Source organism: Nostoc sp. PCC 7107, from assembly GCF_000316625.1.
In the GTDB taxonomy this organism is placed as follows: domain Bacteria; phylum Cyanobacteriota; class Cyanobacteriia; order Cyanobacteriales; family Nostocaceae; genus Nostoc_B.
Genome location: NC_019676.1, coordinates 4,608,036 through 4,626,318, shown reverse-complemented (window position 1 = coordinate 4,626,318; position 18,283 = coordinate 4,608,036). Strand labels below are relative to the sequence as shown.

General features: G+C 40.0%; 14 protein-coding genes. 10 read left to right on the top strand and 4 right to left on the bottom strand.

Annotation, left to right across the window (positions count from 1 at the left end):
- Positions 1–158 precede the first annotated feature (158 nt).
- Both NOS7107_RS19720 and serS read left to right on the top strand, forming a co-directional pair.
- The gene (locus NOS7107_RS19720) at positions 159–1,448 is read left to right on the top strand and encodes a Glu/Leu/Phe/Val dehydrogenase (RefSeq protein ID WP_015114706.1); all 1,290 of its coding nucleotides are present in this window, start codon (positions 159–161) and stop codon (positions 1,446–1,448) included.
- A gap of 297 nt (positions 1,449–1,745) precedes the next feature.
- Complete coding sequence (gene serS, locus NOS7107_RS19715; protein ID WP_015114705.1) at positions 1,746–3,026, top strand: serine--tRNA ligase; 1,281 nt, start codon at positions 1,746–1,748, stop codon at positions 3,024–3,026.
- Between the two features lie 212 nt (positions 3,027–3,238).
- Here the strand turns inward: serS and NOS7107_RS19710 are convergent, their stop codons facing one another.
- Positions 3,239–4,543 carry an NAD(P)/FAD-dependent oxidoreductase gene (locus NOS7107_RS19710; protein WP_015114704.1) on the bottom strand — a complete coding sequence of 435 codons (1,305 nt, stop codon included), beginning with the start codon at positions 4,541–4,543 and terminating at the stop codon, positions 3,239–3,241.
- A gap of 12 nt (positions 4,544–4,555) precedes the next feature.
- On the bottom strand, positions 4,556–7,129 hold the full coding sequence (gene priA, locus NOS7107_RS19705) for a primosomal protein N' (protein ID WP_015114703.1): 2,574 nt from the start codon (positions 7,127–7,129) through the stop codon (positions 4,556–4,558).
- A gap of 783 nt (positions 7,130–7,912) precedes the next feature.
- On the opposite strand from priA, the gene NOS7107_RS19700 reads away from it, so the two are divergent.
- A complete protein-coding gene (locus NOS7107_RS19700) occupies positions 7,913–9,082 on the top strand; it encodes an RpoD/SigA family RNA polymerase sigma factor (protein WP_044500170.1) in 1,170 nt (389 codons plus the stop codon).
- Positions 9,083–9,232: 150 nt separating this feature from the next.
- Positions 9,233–9,715 carry a GNAT family N-acetyltransferase gene (locus NOS7107_RS19695; protein ID WP_015114701.1) on the top strand — a complete coding sequence of 161 codons (483 nt, stop codon included), beginning with the start codon at positions 9,233–9,235 and terminating at the stop codon, positions 9,713–9,715.
- Positions 9,716–9,893: 178 nt separating this feature from the next.
- Here the strand turns inward: NOS7107_RS19695 and NOS7107_RS19690 are convergent, their stop codons facing one another.
- Positions 9,894–12,011, bottom strand: coding sequence for a PAS domain S-box protein (locus tag NOS7107_RS19690; protein ID WP_015114700.1), 2,118 nt, complete (start codon positions 12,009–12,011; stop codon positions 9,894–9,896).
- A gap of 307 nt (positions 12,012–12,318) precedes the next feature.
- Between NOS7107_RS19690 and petJ the strand changes: the two genes are divergently transcribed.
- From petJ to NOS7107_RS19665, 5 genes are all read left to right on the top strand, one after another.
- Positions 12,319–12,654 carry a cytochrome c6 PetJ gene (petJ, locus tag NOS7107_RS19685; RefSeq protein ID WP_015114699.1) on the top strand — a complete coding sequence of 112 codons (336 nt, stop codon included), beginning with the start codon at positions 12,319–12,321 and terminating at the stop codon, positions 12,652–12,654.
- Positions 12,655–12,732: 78 nt separating this feature from the next.
- Complete coding sequence (locus NOS7107_RS19680) at positions 12,733–13,650, top strand: tetratricopeptide repeat protein (RefSeq protein WP_015114698.1); 918 nt, start codon at positions 12,733–12,735, stop codon at positions 13,648–13,650.
- A 261-nt stretch (positions 13,651–13,911) separates the two neighbouring features.
- Entirely contained in the window at positions 13,912–16,002 is a 2,091-nt protein-coding gene (locus NOS7107_RS19675) for a TonB-dependent siderophore receptor (RefSeq protein WP_015114697.1), read from the top strand.
- A 170-nt stretch (positions 16,003–16,172) separates the two neighbouring features.
- The gene (locus NOS7107_RS19670) at positions 16,173–16,469 is read left to right on the top strand and encodes a hypothetical protein (protein ID WP_044500999.1); all 297 of its coding nucleotides are present in this window, start codon (positions 16,173–16,175) and stop codon (positions 16,467–16,469) included.
- A 204-nt stretch (positions 16,470–16,673) separates the two neighbouring features.
- Positions 16,674–16,934: a MoaD/ThiS family protein gene (locus NOS7107_RS19665; RefSeq protein WP_015114695.1), complete on the top strand. Its 261-nt coding sequence runs from the start codon at positions 16,674–16,676 to the stop codon at positions 16,932–16,934.
- Between the two features lie 96 nt (positions 16,935–17,030).
- Here NOS7107_RS19665 and NOS7107_RS19660 read toward each other — a convergent pair whose 3' ends face one another.
- On the bottom strand, positions 17,031–17,555 hold the full coding sequence (locus NOS7107_RS19660; protein WP_015114694.1) for a DUF937 domain-containing protein: 525 nt from the start codon (positions 17,553–17,555) through the stop codon (positions 17,031–17,033).
- A 297-nt stretch (positions 17,556–17,852) separates the two neighbouring features.
- Between NOS7107_RS19660 and NOS7107_RS19655 the strand changes: the two genes are divergently transcribed.
- The gene (locus NOS7107_RS19655; RefSeq protein ID WP_015114693.1) at positions 17,853–18,176 is read left to right on the top strand and encodes a DUF1825 family protein; all 324 of its coding nucleotides are present in this window, start codon (positions 17,853–17,855) and stop codon (positions 18,174–18,176) included.
- The last annotated feature ends 107 nt before the right edge of the window (positions 18,177–18,283 follow it).

The following is an 18,283-nucleotide window of genomic DNA, read 5'->3' as shown; positions in this document are numbered from 1 at the left end:
ACTGTTTATAAAACACATTTCTCATGAAGTGTGGTTTTTTTAACAAAAAATAAAATTGTAACAAAAACTACAGAAATTAATACTTTTTTGAGTATAGAGGATAAGCTAGGCATATATGTATCCGGTTCGCAAAGATACCGCGATTAGGAGAAACTTTTATGATTGCAACACCAACAATGCCGCTGGAAGCCGCTACCCCAGCGCATATATGCCCTTTTGATCAAGCTTGTAGCTACTTAGAAGCTGCGGCTAAAGAATTAAGATTAGACCAAGGTGTATTGGAAATTCTCAGCCACCCGCGCAGAGTGGTGACAGTTTCCATTCCCATAAAACTAGATAATGGTGAAATACGGGTATTAGCCGGACATCGAGTACAACACTCGGATATTTTAGGCCCCTACAAAGGCGGAATTCGCTATCATCCGGCGGTCACACTGCGGGAAGTTTCCGCACTGGCAATGTTGATGACTTGGAAATGTGCGTTGTTGGGTATTCCTTATGGTGGTGCAAAGGGAGGAATTGCGATCGCCCCCGAAAATTATAGTGTAGGAGAATTAGAACGCATTACCCGTCGTTACACCAGCGAATTAATTAAAGATATCGGCCCTTCCCTAGATATACCTGCGCCAGATATGGGTACTTCTGCCCGTGAAATGGCTTGGATGATGGACACTTATTCAGTGAATGTTGGTCATGCTGTACCAGGGGTTGTGACGGGTAAGCCGCTTTCCGTTGGTGGTTCTCTCGGTAGGGAAAAGGCCACCGGACGCGGGACGATGATTATTGTGCGGGAAGCTTTAGCCGAACAAGGCAGAACTTTAGCAGGAATCCGAGTTGTTATTCAAGGTTTTGGGAATGTTGGTGGTGCAGCAGCGGAATTACTATACGCAGCAGGAGCGAAAGTGATAGCTGTTTCCACCGCCACTGGTGGGGTATATGCTGCTGATGGGTTGGATATTCCCGCATTAAAAGCTTACGCCGCTGAAAATCATCACAATCTGCTTAATTTTCCCCACACTAGAGCAATTAGTAATGCCGAATTACTGACTTTGCCTTGTGATGTCTTGATTCCGGCTGCTTTAGAAAACCAAATTACAGCAGAGAATGTCGATCAAGTACAGGCGCAAATGATCGCCGAAGCCGCTAACGGCCCTGTAACTCTAGAAGCCAACCGAGTCTTAGAAGCGCGGGGTGTGACTGTGCTACCAGATATTTTGGCAAATGCTGGGGGTGTGGTGGTGAGTTATCTCGAATGGGTGCAAGGTTTATCTTACCTATTCTGGGATGAAGAACGAGTCAACCGCGAAATGGAACATTTGATGGTGCAAGCTTACCGTCAAGTTATTCAGCAGTCTCAAATGCGACAAGTTCCCCTACGATTAGCAGCTTATACCTTGGGTGTAGGTCGTGTAGCACAGGCATTAAGCGATCGCGGTCTTTATCCTTGATAATTTAACAAAGTAGAGACGCTGCTATGCAACGTCTCTACAAAATTTATTTTAATAGGACTTACGCAACACACCTCTCAAACTCTCATTTCTCCGTGACCTCTGCGTCTCTGTGGTTCGATTTTCCGTAGCCTGTGCGTAAGTCCTGTTTGATTTGAATTGGCAACCCACAACCGTGCAAATTTGATATTTGAAAAATTTTTCCAGTTTCAGCCAGCCAAAAATCATATATGCTGAATTTTTGTATGTTAACTGTATTGATCAAGAAGATTCTAGGCTAAAAACTGAGAAAAATCTGTGCTGGATATCAAGCAAATACGGGAAAATCCGCAATTAGTTCAAGAACGGTTGAATAGCCGCAGTGGTAATTATGACATTCAACCGATATTAGAGTTAGACAAGCAACAACGAGAATTGGAGGCGAATCGCAGTCAACTCCAAGCTCGGAGTAACGAAATTGGTAAACTTGTTGGGCAGAAGATGAAATCTGGTGTTAATCCCCAAGACCCAGAAATTCAAGTTTTGCGTGATGAAGGTAATTCCATTAAAGCTCAATTGAGTGAACTGGAACCAAAAGAAAAAGAACTGAAGGCTGAAATTACCCAGATGATTCTGGCTTTGCCCAATTTACCCAGTGACTCCACACCTGTAGGTAAAGGTGAGGAAGAAAACGTAGAGTTGAGGCGTTGGGGTGATGAGTACTTACCTCAGAACCCAAACATTCTGCCGCACTGGGAAATTGGCGAAAAACTGGGTATTCTCAATTTTGAGCGTGCTGTTAAAGTTGCCCAAAGTCGCTTTGTCAACTTAATCGGGGCTGGCGCAGCGTTAGAAAGAGCATTAATTAATTTTATGCTGAAAACGCAAACCGCAGCAGGCTATGTAGAAGTTAGTCCACCCTTATTAGTAAATACTGATTCTTTAACAGGAACAGGTCAATTACCCAAGTTTGCTGAAGAAAGTTTTAAGTGTGCTGATGATGAATTGTGGTTGATTCCTACAGCCGAAGTTCCTGTTACCAATCTTTACCGTGGGGAAATTTTAGCTGCGGAAGATTTACCTATTTACCACTGTGCTTATACTCCTTGTTTCCGGCGAGAAGCTGGCAGTTATGGGCGAGATATGCGCGGTTTAATCCGTCTGCATCAATTTAATAAAGTTGAATTGGTGAAAGTTGTAAATCCCAGCACTTCCTTTGATGAATTAGAAAAATTGGTAGGGAATGCCGAAGCAATTTTACAGGCTTTAAAATTGCCTTATCGGGTGATTAATCTCTGTAGTGGTGATTTAGGTTTTGGGGCAACTAAAACCTATGATTTAGAAGTATGGCTACCATCTTCTGGCAAGTATCGAGAAATTTCTAGTTGTTCTAATTGTTTTGATTTTCAAGCGCGACGGGCTGATATTCGCTTTAAGGAAGCGGGTAAAAAAGGCACACAGTTTGTCCATACCCTCAACGGTTCCGGGTTGGCTGTGGGAAGAACAATGGCGGCAATTTTGGAAAATTATCAACAACCAGATGGGACTATTTTGATACCGGAGGTTTTACAACCTTTCTTAGGACGTGAGGTGTTGTAATTAGATCAGGAGTTACGCACAACTAACGTATTTTCTAGGAGTTACGCACTCGTGAAAAAAATTTAGCCTTGGCGATTACTTCGCTTTGCTCGTAATGACGAAAAATCGTAGCCTGTGCGTCAGTCCTGTTTTCGTCATTGCGACTGTAGGGAAGCAATCTCAAGGCCTTTATTTACGTGGCGAGTGCGTAAGTCCCACTGAATTCTGACTCTTTAATTCTGTTTTGATAAAATCTTTTGATTTGATTTTTTAACTTTGGCTATCCAATTTTGATATAAATTGAAAATTTCTGAGTAAGAAAGTTTGCCTTCAGCGACAAGTTCAAATAATGAAGGTAAGAAAAATTTAGGTAAGATGGGAGATAAATATTTACTCAGGCTATTTCTGAATAATAACTCAAAAAATAACTTTTTCGAGACAGGAAGAGCATAATCACTTAATTCCACTACTGCAATGCCATCTGCTTGACGTTTAAGCGTAAACTGTTCCACAGCAACGGCTAAATTATCCGAATATTCATCCAAAATTTGATTAAAAATAGTTGCGTCTTCTAATGCTGCGTTACAACCTTGACCGAGAGAGGGGGATACTCCATGTGCCGCATCTCCAATCAACAGTACACTATCGCCTTGATGGTAGCGGTTACAACGCACTGTCAGCACTCTGGATACAGACCGATTAGCAAATTCTTCGGCTTCTGATTCTGGGAGTATCTGCCCAATTTCTGGGAAATTTTGGTTAAAATAGCTTAATACTTTTTGTTTGGTAGCTAGTTCAGGAATTGTTTTATCCTTGTGAGGAAAGAGGATAACACCACTCCAGCTACTGTCCATCTGATACACCAATAAAACGGTTGTACCGTTATCTAACCGCCAAGAGTGGACTTTACCTTGTTGCCAATTGATGAGTAATTTTGGGTCTAAGGGTGGTAGAAAAATAGATTTGTAGTCGTTCACAACATAATTTTCTTCACACTGAAAGTTATCTGTGGTGAGAAAACTTTCTCTAATTACTGAACGTGCGCCATCTGCACCTATTAATAAGTCATAATCAACGGTGATTTCTACTTCAGAATCAAGTTTTTTAAACTTTACTTGCTTGGCGGCAAAATCTACTTGTGTACATTGATGGTTGAAGTGAAGATTGACTTGATTACCGCCTTTAATAGTCAACTGTTCTAATAATTTAATTACCAAGCTGGTGCGGTCAAGGCTCAATTGTGAGTATTTTCTACTAAATACCCGTGTTTTACCATTCTTTTGGTGCAGCACTGCGCCGTTGGTTTCTAAACTGACGGCTTTAACTGCCTCCTGTAGTCCTTCAATTTGCCGTAAAGCATTTATTCCCCGTTGACTAAGGACAATAGAAAAGGTGCGAGACTTGGAAAATGGAATAGTTTCCGGATCACTGCGAAAATCAAAAATATCGATTTGATATCTTTCCTGACGGCGTAGCAAGTAGTGAGCGAGTAGAACTCCGCTAGGGCCAGCACCAACGATCGCTACTTTTTTCACCATAATTCAACAACCTCATAATATATTCACTGGGTCAACATCTATAGTCAAGCTAACGCGATCGCAACATAAGTCTCTAATTTCTTCCCAATTGGGTAACTGAGGTAATTCATCTGGACTAAATTTCAACAAGATTTGCCAACGGTAACGGTTCGCTACCCGCATTACACTTGCTGGTGCTGGGCCAAGGATTTCAAATCCTGCGTTGCTACCCAAGTGTGTAGCAATGATTTGGGCAGTATTCTGCACTTGTATAGGGTCAAGGCTGCTGAGACGCAATAAAATTAACCTGCCGTAAGGAGGATAATCAAGGTCTTGGCGTTGTTCTAATTCAGCTTGGCAAAAAGATTGATAATCGTGGGTGCGAACTGCTTCAATTACCTGATGTTCTGGGGTGTAAGTTTGCACTATCACTCTCCCAGGATCATCGCCTCTCCCGGCGCGTCCGGCTACTTGGGTGAGGGTTTGAAATGCTCGTTCGCTGGCGCGATAGTCTGATAAATGCAGCAGTCCATCAGCGGCGACAACTCCCACTAGTGTGACTTGGGGTAAGTCTAAACCTTTGGTAAGCATTTGCGTCCCGACTAATAAATCTGCTTCACCGTTAGCAAACTGAGTTAGTAGGGTACGGTGTGCGCCTTTATTGCGGGTGGTATCACTATCAAACCGGATGAAACGCAATTGGGGAAACTGTTTAGCTAATTCTTGGGTGACGCGTTGCGTTCCACTACCAAAGAACTTTAAATAAGGCGAACTACAATCAGGGCAGAATTGAGGATGCGATCGCCCATAATTACAATAATGACACCGCAATAATTGGGGCGCTCCCTCTTCTGTATGGTGATAAGCTAACGACACATCACAATGGGGACACTCCAAAACATACCCACAATTGCGGCAAGAAACAAAGGTACTATATCCCCGGCGGTGAATAAATAAAATTCCCTGTTGTTTTTTTTCTTGCAGTTGTCCTAATGCTTCTTGCAAACTGCGACTAAATATTGAGCGATTTCCCTGCTGCAATTCCAGCCGCATATCTACCACCTCAACTGGTGGTAATGGGCGGGAGTTAATGCGTTCTGGTAGTGATAGGTAGTAAGTGGGGAGTTGGGAGTGGGGAGTAAGATATTCTTCCTTTGCTCCCCGGCCCCCCGGCCCCCCTGCTCCCCTGCTCCCCGAAACACTCACCCAACTTTCTAACGATGGAGTTGCCGAACCTAAAACTAAGGGACAATTTTCTAACTCAGCCCGCCATTGGGCGACAGTGCGGGCGTGGTAGGTGGGGATGGGAGAATCTTGTTTAAAACTGCTGTCGTGTTCTTCGTCTAAGATAATTAGACCAAGTTTGGGTAAGGGGGCGAAAATTGCACTACGCGTCCCAATCACAACTTGCGGTTCACCTGTGAGCATTTGTCGCCAGGTGTCGTAACGTTCGCCTTCGGAAAGGGCGCTGTGATATACGGCGACTTTGTTACCAAAGCGGGCGCGAAACCTATCGGTGAGTTGGGGTGTGAGTCCAATTTCTGGGACTAAGACTAAGGCTGATTTGCCTTGATGCAGTAGGGGGGCGATCGCTTGTAAATATACTTCTGTTTTGCCGGAACCTGTGATTCCATGTAACAAGACTTGAGCAAATCCATTGATACTATTGATAGTTGCTAAGGCGTTAGCTTGGGCAGCATTTAAGGTTTTTGCCTGATCTTGGGTTAATGTCGGACTTTGTTCTGCCCGCAAAACTTCCCGTTCTTCTATGACAACACAACCTTTCTGTTCCAACCCTCTGAGGGTTGAGGTAGTTGTCTTACATATCTGTAAAAACTCATTGAGCCACAACTCGCCATCACAATCACGTAGAACTTTCAATATTTCCCGTTGACGCTTGTTTAAGGCTACGTGCAAACCATCAGAGACTAATGTGACTACAAGCTTTGTTTGTGGCCGAGAATATTTCGGTAATTCTACATAGGTTTCTGCCCAACCACGATCAATTAACTGTTTTTTCCCTATATAAAACTGAGCTTTACTTTTGACTTGGCGTTTGAGAAATCTGTAACTATAGTCTCCATCCGGTTGAGATTGGAGAATCTCTAATATTTGTCGCGCTGCTGATAAACGCAGAAATTCTTCCGCACCATTGGGAATGCTCTCTCTTTTAAGACGAATGCGGTGTTGCGATCGCCCTAACAACCCAGGCGGTAAAGCAACCCGTATTACTTGTATTAAAGATGTATAGTAATATTTTGAAACTAGTTCTAGTAAGCTCCAATAGCTATCTCGAAAAAAATCTTTTTGGATGATATCTTCTACATCTTTGATGTTTTCAGACGGTATATTACTTGGAGGTTCTGCCAAAATCCGAATGGCGATCGCTCCTAATTGTTGTGCGCCAAATGGCACGCTTAAAATATCTCCTGGTCTAATCTCTAAATTAGGTGCTATTCGATATACGTATAGCTTTGCTTCTGTATCTGTAGCACCTGGACAGTCTACCAAAACTTCAATGTAGCGATTACCCAAATTTTGAGCTTGGTACGATTCTCCTGGCTCGGCAACTACTAAATTTTGTAAATTTAAGTCATTAATATACATATTTTTTGTTTTTTATTGACAGAAATTTATTATCCCTTCACTTAGCTCTCAAAAAGCAAAGTTTTTTCTCTATATAAGGTAAAATGTATTTCGCACTACTTTTATCCCTAATGATACTTGATAAGTTTCCTGTTATGTAACGTACTAGACAAATCAAACTTCGCTATACGTGCAATAAATATTTGAAGTCCACCCACGATAAAAACACAAATATATCTCTGACTATTTATGAAATCATTTGCCTATTTACGAAATATGGCATAGCCTTTTTCCGCCCATTGATAGATATTCAATTGTTGGTGTATATGAGATGCTTTTATACAAATAATTGATTTCAGTTAATTAAATTACTGAAATTTTGACCTTTAGAAACGTTTATGAAATTCTCATAACCCCAAAATCAAGACTTTAAATTTAGACATTAATTCCTACCCCTAAAACTAAAAATTTTATAAAAATATAGGAAATTTTAAGGAATGGAACTAATTACTGGGTTTCTTTTATATTTTTTGAGGTTGAGAATAGTTGAGGGAGTTTGACAGATTTAGGGATTAATCAAAAAATAAGAAGTATATCTGTTAGAACCTGAGACAATTAATTTTTAGGTGCAATAACCATTATTGATGAGAGGGTTCTATCTAGCAGGAACCAAAAAATGACAGCTAGAAAAGAATTTTTGGTTTTGCTAAGTAATTAGTAGAAACTTGTACTTTGCTATAGAGAGGGTGCATTTGTTTCTCAGGGGAAACTACCAAATTGCAAGCGAGTAGCTGTCAAGGAATTATGTACCAAACAAAGCAACCATCCCTAAAGGAAACTATGAATATTGCTGAATTGGGAACAATGGAAATACTAGAAACCGCTGTCGAGACAGAAGAGCAACTACTCGAAAGTTTAGAAATATTGGTAGAAGAAGAACCCCCAATTCCAGAAAATCTCGACTCAGAGGAACGTGATGGGGATGAGATGGCGGCAGCTCGACCTTCAGGATATAACAAAACCGAACATGATGATGCGGTAGGTGCATTTTTTAAAGAAATGGCACGTTATCCGTTGCTGAAAGCAGATGAAGAAGTAGAATTAGCGCGGCGAGTTCGATTTTTAGAAGAAGTCAGAGAAATTCAAGCCGCTTTACAAGAACAACTAGGGCAACAACCAACTAAAGTACAAGTAGCGGCTCAATTAGATTTAACAGAAAAGCAATTAGAAAGCCGCTTGTATCAAGGTCGAGTAGCGAAACGCAAAATGATTCGCTCGAATCTGAGACTAGTTGTATCAATTGCCAAGCGATATTTAAATCGCGGAGTGCCTTTTCTAGATTTAATTCAAGAAGGGGCGATGGGTTTAAATCGTGCGACAGAAAAATTTGACCCCGATAAAGGCTACAAGTTCTCCACTTATGCTTATTGGTGGATTAGACAAGCAATTACCAGAGCGATCGCTAATGATGCTCGCACAATTCGCCTACCAATTCATATTGTTGAAAAACTTAACAAACTCAAAAAAGCTCAACGCGAACTTAAACAAAAACTTGGTCACAACCCCTCAGAAGCAGAAATGGCCGCTTTTTTGGAAATGACCGTTCAACAATTACGCCAACTACAACAACTACGCCGCCAAGCACTTTCCCTCAACCACCGTGTCGGTAAAGAAGAAGACACCGAATTGATGGACTTATTAGAAGACGAGGACAACCTCTCTCCCGAAGCCAAAATGAATGAAAACATGATGCGCCAGGAGATTTGGGAAGTCTTAGGTGATGTGCTAACTCCTAGAGAGAAAGACGTAATATCTTTACGCTATGGACTTACAACCAGTGAACCATGCACTCTAGAAGAAGTTGGCAATATGTTTAATTTATCGCGTGAACGAGTGCGCCAAATTCAAAGCAAAGCTATGCGAAAATTACGCCGTCCGCACATTGCTAAACGCTTGAAGGGTTGGCTGATTTAAAAGTCAAAAGTTAACAGTCAAAAGTCAAAAGTGATAGCTACAGTGGTTCAGACATCTGAATCTCATAAACAACTCTATAACCTGTAACCTACTCTTGACTACAGGTCATCAACTGTGGACTAATAACTATGGACTAATGACTTATGACTAATGACCGATTTAATTTTGCGGTTTGCTGAACCTGCTGATAGCAACGTACTATTTCAATTAATCAAACAGTTGGCGGAGTATGAGAAATTATCTCATGCTGTTACAGGGAATGTTGCAGCACTCCAAGAGCATCTATTTGGTTCGCAAAAATATATCGAGGCCATCTTGGCAGAATATCAAGGCCAGGCTGTCGGTTTTGCCTTGTTCTTTCACAACTATTCTACCTTTCTTACCAAGCCCGGAATTTATCTCGAAGATTTATTTGTTTTACCAGAGTATCGCCGCCAAGGTATTGGTAAAGCACTTTTAACTAAACTAGCGCAAATTGCCGTCGAGCATAATTGTGGGCGCTTAGAGTGGAGTGTCTTAGATTGGAATGAGCCTGCACAAGCATTCTACCGCAGTATGGGAGCCACCATTTTAGATGATTGGCGAATTTGTCGCGTCACAGCAGAAAACCTGACAAATTTAGCAGCGAAGTAGCTAGAGGTAAGTGAATAGTGATTTTTGGTAGCATGTCTAGACTAAAATAGGGCATCAAATTTAGAATAAATTAACCGCCGATGAACGTGGATAAAACTAAGTTACATTGCAACATTTAAGGCTTAACAAGCCATTACTAGTTTTTTCATTTCATACTTTATACTTCAGATTTTTCACCCTAGAGAGGAATCTCAATTTGAAATTCAGTTCCTTGTCCTGGTGTTGATAGACAAGTAAGTTTCCCATGATGTTTTTCTACGACAATTTGATAGCTAATTGATAAACCTAGTCCTGTACCTACACCTACTGGCTTAGTTGTAAAGAAAGGATCAAACAAACGTTTGAGTAAATTCTCTGGTATACCTAGCCCATTATCAATAAATCGAATTATAACGTGTTGTTTATCTGATAAAAAAGTTTGAATTTGGATAGTACTTGGTGTTTGTTGTATTTCTTCAAGAGAACGTTGTTGATCTCGTTCTTCTAAAGCATCTAAAGCATTTACCAAAATGTTCATAAAAACTTGGTTCAATTGTCCTGGATAGCATTCTACTAGAGGTAAATTGCCATATTCTTTAATGAGTGCGATCGCCGGGCGGTTATGTTGCGCCTTGAGGCGATGTGCCAAAATAACTAAAGTGCTATCAATGCCAGAATGAATATCTACAGCTTTACACTCTGCTTCATCCATCCGCGAAAAATTGCGTAAGGAAAGAACAATTTGTGTAATTCGTTCTGCGCCGATTTTCATTGATGATAGTAAGCGAGGTAAATCTGCTATTAAAAATTCGAGGTCTATAGCTTTGATGTGGTCTTGAATAACTTTTGTCGGATGAGGATAATTTTGTTGATAAAGCTCAATTAAATCCATTAAATTGTTGATGTATTCGTTAGCAGGTTGAATATTACTGTAAATAAAACTTGTAGGATTATTGATTTCGTGAGCAACTCCTGCAACTAATTGACCAATAGATGACATTTTTTCGCTTTGGATCAGATGTGCTTGGGTGTGTTGGAGTTCTTTGAGAGTTTGCTCTAAATCTCGCGCTTTTTGTTGTAGAGCTTCTTCCGCAGCTTTTAATTCACTAATATCTCTAGCAACTGTTGATAAATATTCAATTTTTCCATCAGGTGATTTGTGAGCAATGATTAATTGAGAAAGAGGAATTTCCTGACCATCTGCTCCCAACAATGCTGTTTCTCCTACCCAATTACCACAGCGAATTGATTCTGGTATTCCCTGATTCATGATGATTTCATTTGTCCATTGGGGGTGATTTTGGGACAAATTTCTGCCTTGAAATGACTCTGTTTCTGATAGTCCTAACATTCTGCGAGCAGCTTGATTAAAGTAGAGAACTTTTCCAGTTAAATCAGCAGTGCTGATAAAATCTGGTGCGGCTTCGAGAATTGCTAATAACTTGGCTTTTTCTTTTTCTGCTTTTTGGCGATCGCTTTCATCACGAGATACGCCTACTGTCATCACCACTGCATTTTGTTCGTTACGGATAGCAGATTTGATGGTGTTAAATAAGCGTACTTCCCCATCATACTTTGTCACTGATTCTTGAATTTCTAGAGTTTTTCCAGTTTCAAATACATAAGCATCATCTTTAATATACTGGAGGGTATTTTTTGGTTCATTAAAAGGAGCATCAATCAAATCTTGCAGTTGTGCTTCTGTCATTCCGTAATAATCACGGAAGGCTTTGTTTGCCCAAATAATGCGCGATTTAGCTCCCTTTACTAACACCATATCTGTGATAGCATCTAAGACTGACTGATAAATTTTTTCGTTTTCCCGTAGGGCTGTTGTAAAACTTTTGATGTGCGTTACATCTTGTATCGTTGAAACAATACTAATTACCTGACCATTTAAATCAACTATACGAGTGTTAGACCACTCACAAAGAATCATTATTTGATTTTTTGTAATATTTCTATTGATACTAGTATTGTTAGCCACTAATGAATCTTGTAGTAATAACTTCATCATGTTGCTAACCTGTAGCCTTTCACTTTCTGGGACAATTAATTCTGTGAGATTGCAACCAAGAGCTTCACTTTTGCTGTATCCAAACAATTTTTCAGCAGCAGCATTCCATTCTGTGATCTCAAAGGCTGTATTCCACTCAATTATCGGTAAAAGATTGTGTTGTATTAATAACAACAGTTTGTTTTGTAGCTGTTTTAACTGTTGTTCTACTGGTTGAGATACAGTTTTAGTATAGGTACTAGCATTTTTATTACAATTCTTAATATTACTTTTTTGAATACTTTGCTTTCGGGATTTCATCCTAATTCGAGGGATTATATAGATTTTATTTGGCTGTTAAATATAGAATTCCCTTTTGTTGAAGCTATGTAACATTCTGCCTGATGAATATGAGGCTTAATCAGCTACCAATTACATACTGATTATGAGTATAGCAAGAGTGCGATCGCTGATTCTGATATGAGCTTTTCTTAACTGATTAGATATGGCTATTCGCCATCATTACAGCGAAGTTTGACAGCCTGTCTTTTGACGAAGAGAATTTAATCAACTGACAATTAGGGATGATATCGTCCGCAATTCACGTTGGTTTGAGAGAGAACACTCCATGAAGAAAATCATTTCAGTTATGCTGTTAGGTATTGCTATCTTTACATTTGCCTTCAGCAGCCCAGCTTTAGCAGCCGATACCGTCAATGGAGCTAAAGTATTTAGTGCTAATTGTGCTTCTTGTCACGCAGGTGGTAAGAATTTAGTTAATGCTCAAAAGACCTTGAAGAAAGAAGATTTAGAAAAGTATGGTATGAACTCAGCAGAGGCTATTATTGCCCAAGTAACAAAGGGTAAAAATGCTATGCCTGCTTTCACAGGTCGTCTAAAATCTAACCAAATTGAAGATGTAGCTGCTTACGTACTAGGACAAGCAGACAAAGCTTGGAAGTAGAGTTAGTATAGAGTTCTACAAACTGCGGGGCTAATTGTCCCGCCGATTTTGTTTTTGCCGAAATTGTCGCTAGTACTTATGGCTAATTTTGGGCGGTTTTTATTCAGTTTGCTAGTTGTGTTTCCTCTAACTTTTGCTATTCAGTTCTTACCTGCATCATCTAAATTGCTTACCCAAAAAATAGCAAGTGATTCGTTTCATTTAGGTGTAATGCAGATGCAGCATGGTCATTATGAGGAAGCGATAGAGTATTTTAACCAAGTAATTGAACAGCCAGGAAAAACTACTTCTGCTTACAGCAACCGCTGTCTTGCCTATCTTCATTTACAAGATTACCATCAAGCGATCGCAGATTGTACCGAAGCAATAAATTTTTCTCCAAATAATCTGGAAGCGTATCTAAATCGAGGTTTAGCACATTACAGACAAGGTAATTATCTCAGTGCTATTGACGATGATAACTTAGCGATCGCTCACAAACCTCATGATTTTCGCGCCTACTATAATCGAGGTGTAGCTCATAATACCCTAGGTGATCACACATCTGCAATTGCTGATTTTAATATGGCACTAACACAAATCCCTCAAGTAGCCAATATATTATTTGCAGATATTTACAACGATAGGGGTTTAGCTCATTTTCATCTGCATAATTTACCCGCAGCAATGCACGACTTTAATCTAGCGATTCGTTTCAACGCTCAGGATTATCGAGCTTATTTTAACATTGGTTGTGTGTGTGGTCGTAATGGCGACAACACAGGTGCAGTCAATAATTTTTCCGAAGTTATTCGGCTAGATCCCAGTAATGGACAAGCTTACTTGAATCGCGGCATTGCTCAGTATTATCTAGGGTATCAGCAAAGAGCGATCGCTGATTTGAACAAGGCATCTGAGTACTTTGAACACAAAAACCAAAAAGTTGCCTACGAGACAACTATAGATCTACTCAAGCGCTTGCAACACGAAATTCAACTTGCAGTTGAAGTAGCATAATCAAGCTAAGTAGCCTTTATCAGATTTATTTGTAGTGTCAAACCAAAATTTAAAATTATTTAGCTAGAAGAGTAAATATAATTTCTTCTGGTTTTTTCTTTAATTATATAACTTTTCAGACCAATAATTTATAACCATAATATTTGCTTGACTTATCAACAATTACTGACTGGAAATACGACAGTGTGTCGTTTGACAAGATTTTGCCATAACCGCAACAATACCTTTTGGTGACTATTTTTACTGGGTGTGAGACAAAACGTGAGAAAGAATTATTGGCTGCTAGTTGCGTTACCAAATTTATTCATAACTTTACCTGCTGAAGCTATTGAAACAGAAATTCAACAAACTGGCGCTGAATTAACTCCAGTAACTACAAGTATTCCTAACTTAAAAGAAATTGAGTTACCTATTATCAATGCTGAATTACTAACTCAAGAAACTGGTTCGGATGTAGAGTTTAAACAAGAAACTCAGCCAGAAGAAGAAACACAACCTGCCGAAGATGCAGATATTTCCACAGAAGTAATTGGAGAACAAGATACTTTATCTGGCTCTACACCTGTTTATGTGATTGAAAAAGAAGAAATTCAAAAGCAGGGTGCAACTAGCGTTGCTGATGTATTAAAAAGATTGCCTGGATTTGCAATTAATGATGTTGGTCATGGCGCAGATATTCACACAGGCACATATTATCGAGGTGCTGCAATTAATCAGTCTGTATTTTTGATTAATGGCAGACAGATTAATAATAATGTCAACACCTATCATGGCACAACTGATTTAAATAGCATTCCTGTAGAATCAATAGAACGCGTAGAATTATCTAGCGGTGTAGCTTCTACCTTATATGGTTCCTCAGCTTTTGGTGGAGTTGTTAATATCATCACCAAAGAAGGTTATGGCAAACCAAAGCTAACTGGTAGTGTAGAATATGGCTCATTCAGCTTAAATAATCAACAAACTAGTTTTGGTGGTTCAGTTGGTGTGGCGAGATACAATTTCAGTTTTGAAAGATTTTTTTCTGATAACCGTTATCGTGTTCCTGTAGGCGCAGCTAACCGTGATTCTCAAGGTTTTTTATCTAATGCAGATACAGCCACAAGTAGCTATTTTGGCAACATCGGTTTAGATTTAAATTCTCGAAATACTTTGAATTTAGATGTTACCGCCCTGAGTAGCCGTCGAGGGTTAATCTTTTTTGGTTTCCCTTTACAAAGAGACCGTTTAGACCATGATGGCTTGAATATTGGTTTATCTTGGAAAACTCGTTTAGGTAATGGCGATCGCTCTAATCTCACAACTACAATTGGTTACAATCAAGATTATTTCAGTACTTATGGCCCGACAGGTAACTTTTATCGTACAGGTGCTTTAGATACACAACAGTTATCAGCCAGGGTAGACCATGAGTGGAAATTAAGTCAGAGCAATAAATTACGTTGGGGATTGGATTTAAAAAATACTAACTTAAATGGTGATGTCTTAAGTACCAACCCAGATCGCATTGCTAATAATGAAACGGAAAACAGAGATTTATTAAACACAGCTTTATTTGCTGTCAATAGTTGGAATATCAGCAAAAATTTTCAACTCGATTTAGGACTCAGACAAAGCTTTGATACAGAGTTTGGTAATTATCTCAATCCTAGTGTGGGCTTACGTTATGCCCTGACACCAACACTAGCGATGCGCGGAAGTTGGGCTGGCGGACAACGCAACCCCGGACTAGACCAATTATATGTTTATGACACAGTTCATGGTTGGGAACCAAACCCAGATTTAGACCCAGAAACAGGTTCTACTTGGACTGCGGGATTAGATGTCAAATTTGCAGAAAATTTGACTGGACAGTTTACTTATTTCGGCAGCAGCATAGATAATCGTTTGGGCGTGATAGCCGGACGTTGGGCAAATATTGGGCTAGTAGATACCAATGGTTTAGAAGCAGCCTTACAACTAAAACTGAATTCTGGCTGGTCAACTTTTCTCAACTATACCTATACAGATGCTCAAATTAAAACAGGTACAGAAAGAGGCTTACAGTTAGGTTTGATTCCCTATTCTTTATTGCAAGCTGGTGTTGGGTATCAAAATTCTGGTTGGCAAGCTAACTTATACATGACATACAACAGTGGTGCGCGGCGAGCCTTATTTAATAGAGCCGGAGACCAAATTACAGACTTTGTACCATCCTACTTCAACTTAGATTTTAGTGGTCGTATCCCTGTAGCTGGCAATTTAGGACTCACCGTTTATTTAGAAAATTTACTAGGTGAGCAATACGAGCGAGTGAATCGCATTTATAGTCCTGGGTTTACTTTCCGTTTAGGCTTAAGCTCAAGTTTATAAATATAGCAGTAGTCAGATATATTAGGACAATTTGAAAGCTTGAATGCCAGAAACAATAAGACTTTTCCTTCTGCCTCCTGCCTCCTGCCTTCTGCCTTTTGCCTCCTGCCTCCTGCCTCCTGCCTCCTGCTATATGATATATTCCGTCTCAATCAATTAAAATGGCTGTTATGAAAGCCAGAATTGACAATCAAGTATTATTTCTTCACCACAAAGACTTGCCAGAGTTTAAGAAAGGCGGTTCAGTGGTGAGAAATTCTTATTTTTGGGCGCTACGTTCCATTGCCGGTCGGGCTTCGCGCTATGGTGATTGGGAATATGAGTCAGAAGTTTGGTTCGCACTCAAGCGAATGCTGTTGTCATTTGCTGAGTCTGGGTATTTAGGTTATAGAGAAACCTTGTTGGAATTTCCCCTAGAGATGGGAGAAATTCCTGATGTGCTGAGAGATGTGTCAACGTGGGAGTAATGCTTGTGATTTGACAGAATTTACCCATTGGCTTCCATTCTCATGATTTTTTCTGGACGAATGGATGGTAATATTTTGGCAAACCACATTAGCAATATACAAGTTGTGCTAACGAATACAAATGACAGTTTCTCAACTTGCTTTGTCATTGTTAGGTCTGAGAAACTCTAGATTGATAAAAGTTCTAGAATGCCAAGCTTTTGTATGTCTAAATCTGCAATCACAGTCACGGTAAAATTATTTGCTGCTTATCAAGAAGCCTTTGGAATTCCCGAATTAGCGCTGGAATTTCCTGAAGGTACACCTGTAAAAGCCGTGTGCGATCGCCTGATTGCAGAACGCCCAGAACTCGCTAAATGGCGGGACATCACTCGCTTTGGGATCAATTTGATTTTTGTTGAACCAGATACATTACTGCAAAATGGTGATGAAGTGGTGCTGATTCCGCCTGTGAGTGGAGGCTAATCAAAAAGTTAAAAGGCAAAGTGCAAAAGTTATTGAAACAGAATACATACGTCAGATGCCAGCATAAGCAGGTATATTCTGTTTCAATAGATCCGCTTATTTACCGAGGTACTGACTAGCCAAACGAATCGCATCAGCAATGTCAACATCGCCATCCCTGTCTGCATCCAAAAAGGCACTCAACAAGGAATTACTACCAGATTGAGGATTTTGAGCGTTGGCACCTGATTGGAGGAAGTTCAAAACTACCGGCACTATTGAAGGTAGTAATTGTTGAATAGTTCCAGCATCTAACCCAGTGCGCTGAGAAACTGTTTCAGCCACTTGCTGCTGCATACCCCCAGAAAACAGCGAATCTACAGCTTCTGGATTAGGAGAAGTACCAGCATATTGATTGACTAAAGCTTGAGCTTCGGCTTCGCCACTTGTAGCTTGCTTTTCTTGTAAAGAAGAGCGTACATAATTGCCTACAATCCCCAAAACCGTTTGGATAGTTGAGGAATCTGCACCAGTGCGATCGCTCAGTTGTTGTACGGTGTTGATAATACCGCCTAGTTGACCCAAGCTACCTTGTTGATTAGCATTAGTAACAGCACCGAGAATTTGGTCAAACAGTCCCATAAATTTTTCTCCCTGTTTAATATAATATTTATGCAGGTTAACTGAACTTTATCCTATTAACAACCTGTCTGAAGAATTACAGTTGTTTGTTGCTGCTTTAACTACAGGTCATCAAACCAGATTCTCATAAAACACAATCACATTAACAGAAAGCAAATAAAGTCAAGTGTTGGAATCTAGCTGAAAAACCGTACTTTAACCGAAGTTGTTTTTTTAGATGAATCCCCTAGACTAGAATAAAAATATAAGCATCACTATAAGCTGCTGAGTTTCATTACTCAGTTAAACATAAGCAACATGGGATTCTTTGATTCTGAAATAGTTCAGCAAGAAGCAAAAGAGCTTTTTGAAGATTACCAAGCCCTAATCAAACTTGGTAACAACTATGGCAAATTTGACCGCGAAGGCAAAAAACTGTTCATTGACCAAATGGAAGCCATGATGGATCGCTATCGCATCTTTATGAAGCGCTTCGAGCTATCAGAAGATTTTATGGCGCAAATGACAGTAGAACAGTTAAAAACCCAATTAGGTCAGTTTGGCATAACTCCACAACAGATGTTTGATCAAATGAACTTCACCCTAGAACGGATGAAAGCCGAACTGGAAAAACAGCCCTAGAGGTAATTAAGTATCTGTTATCAAAGACTTTCGCGCAGAAAAGCAAAGGCGCAGAGAAGAAATTTCCCCTCCGCGCCCGTCTACACCTGTCGTTGGCTTTGGAAAAA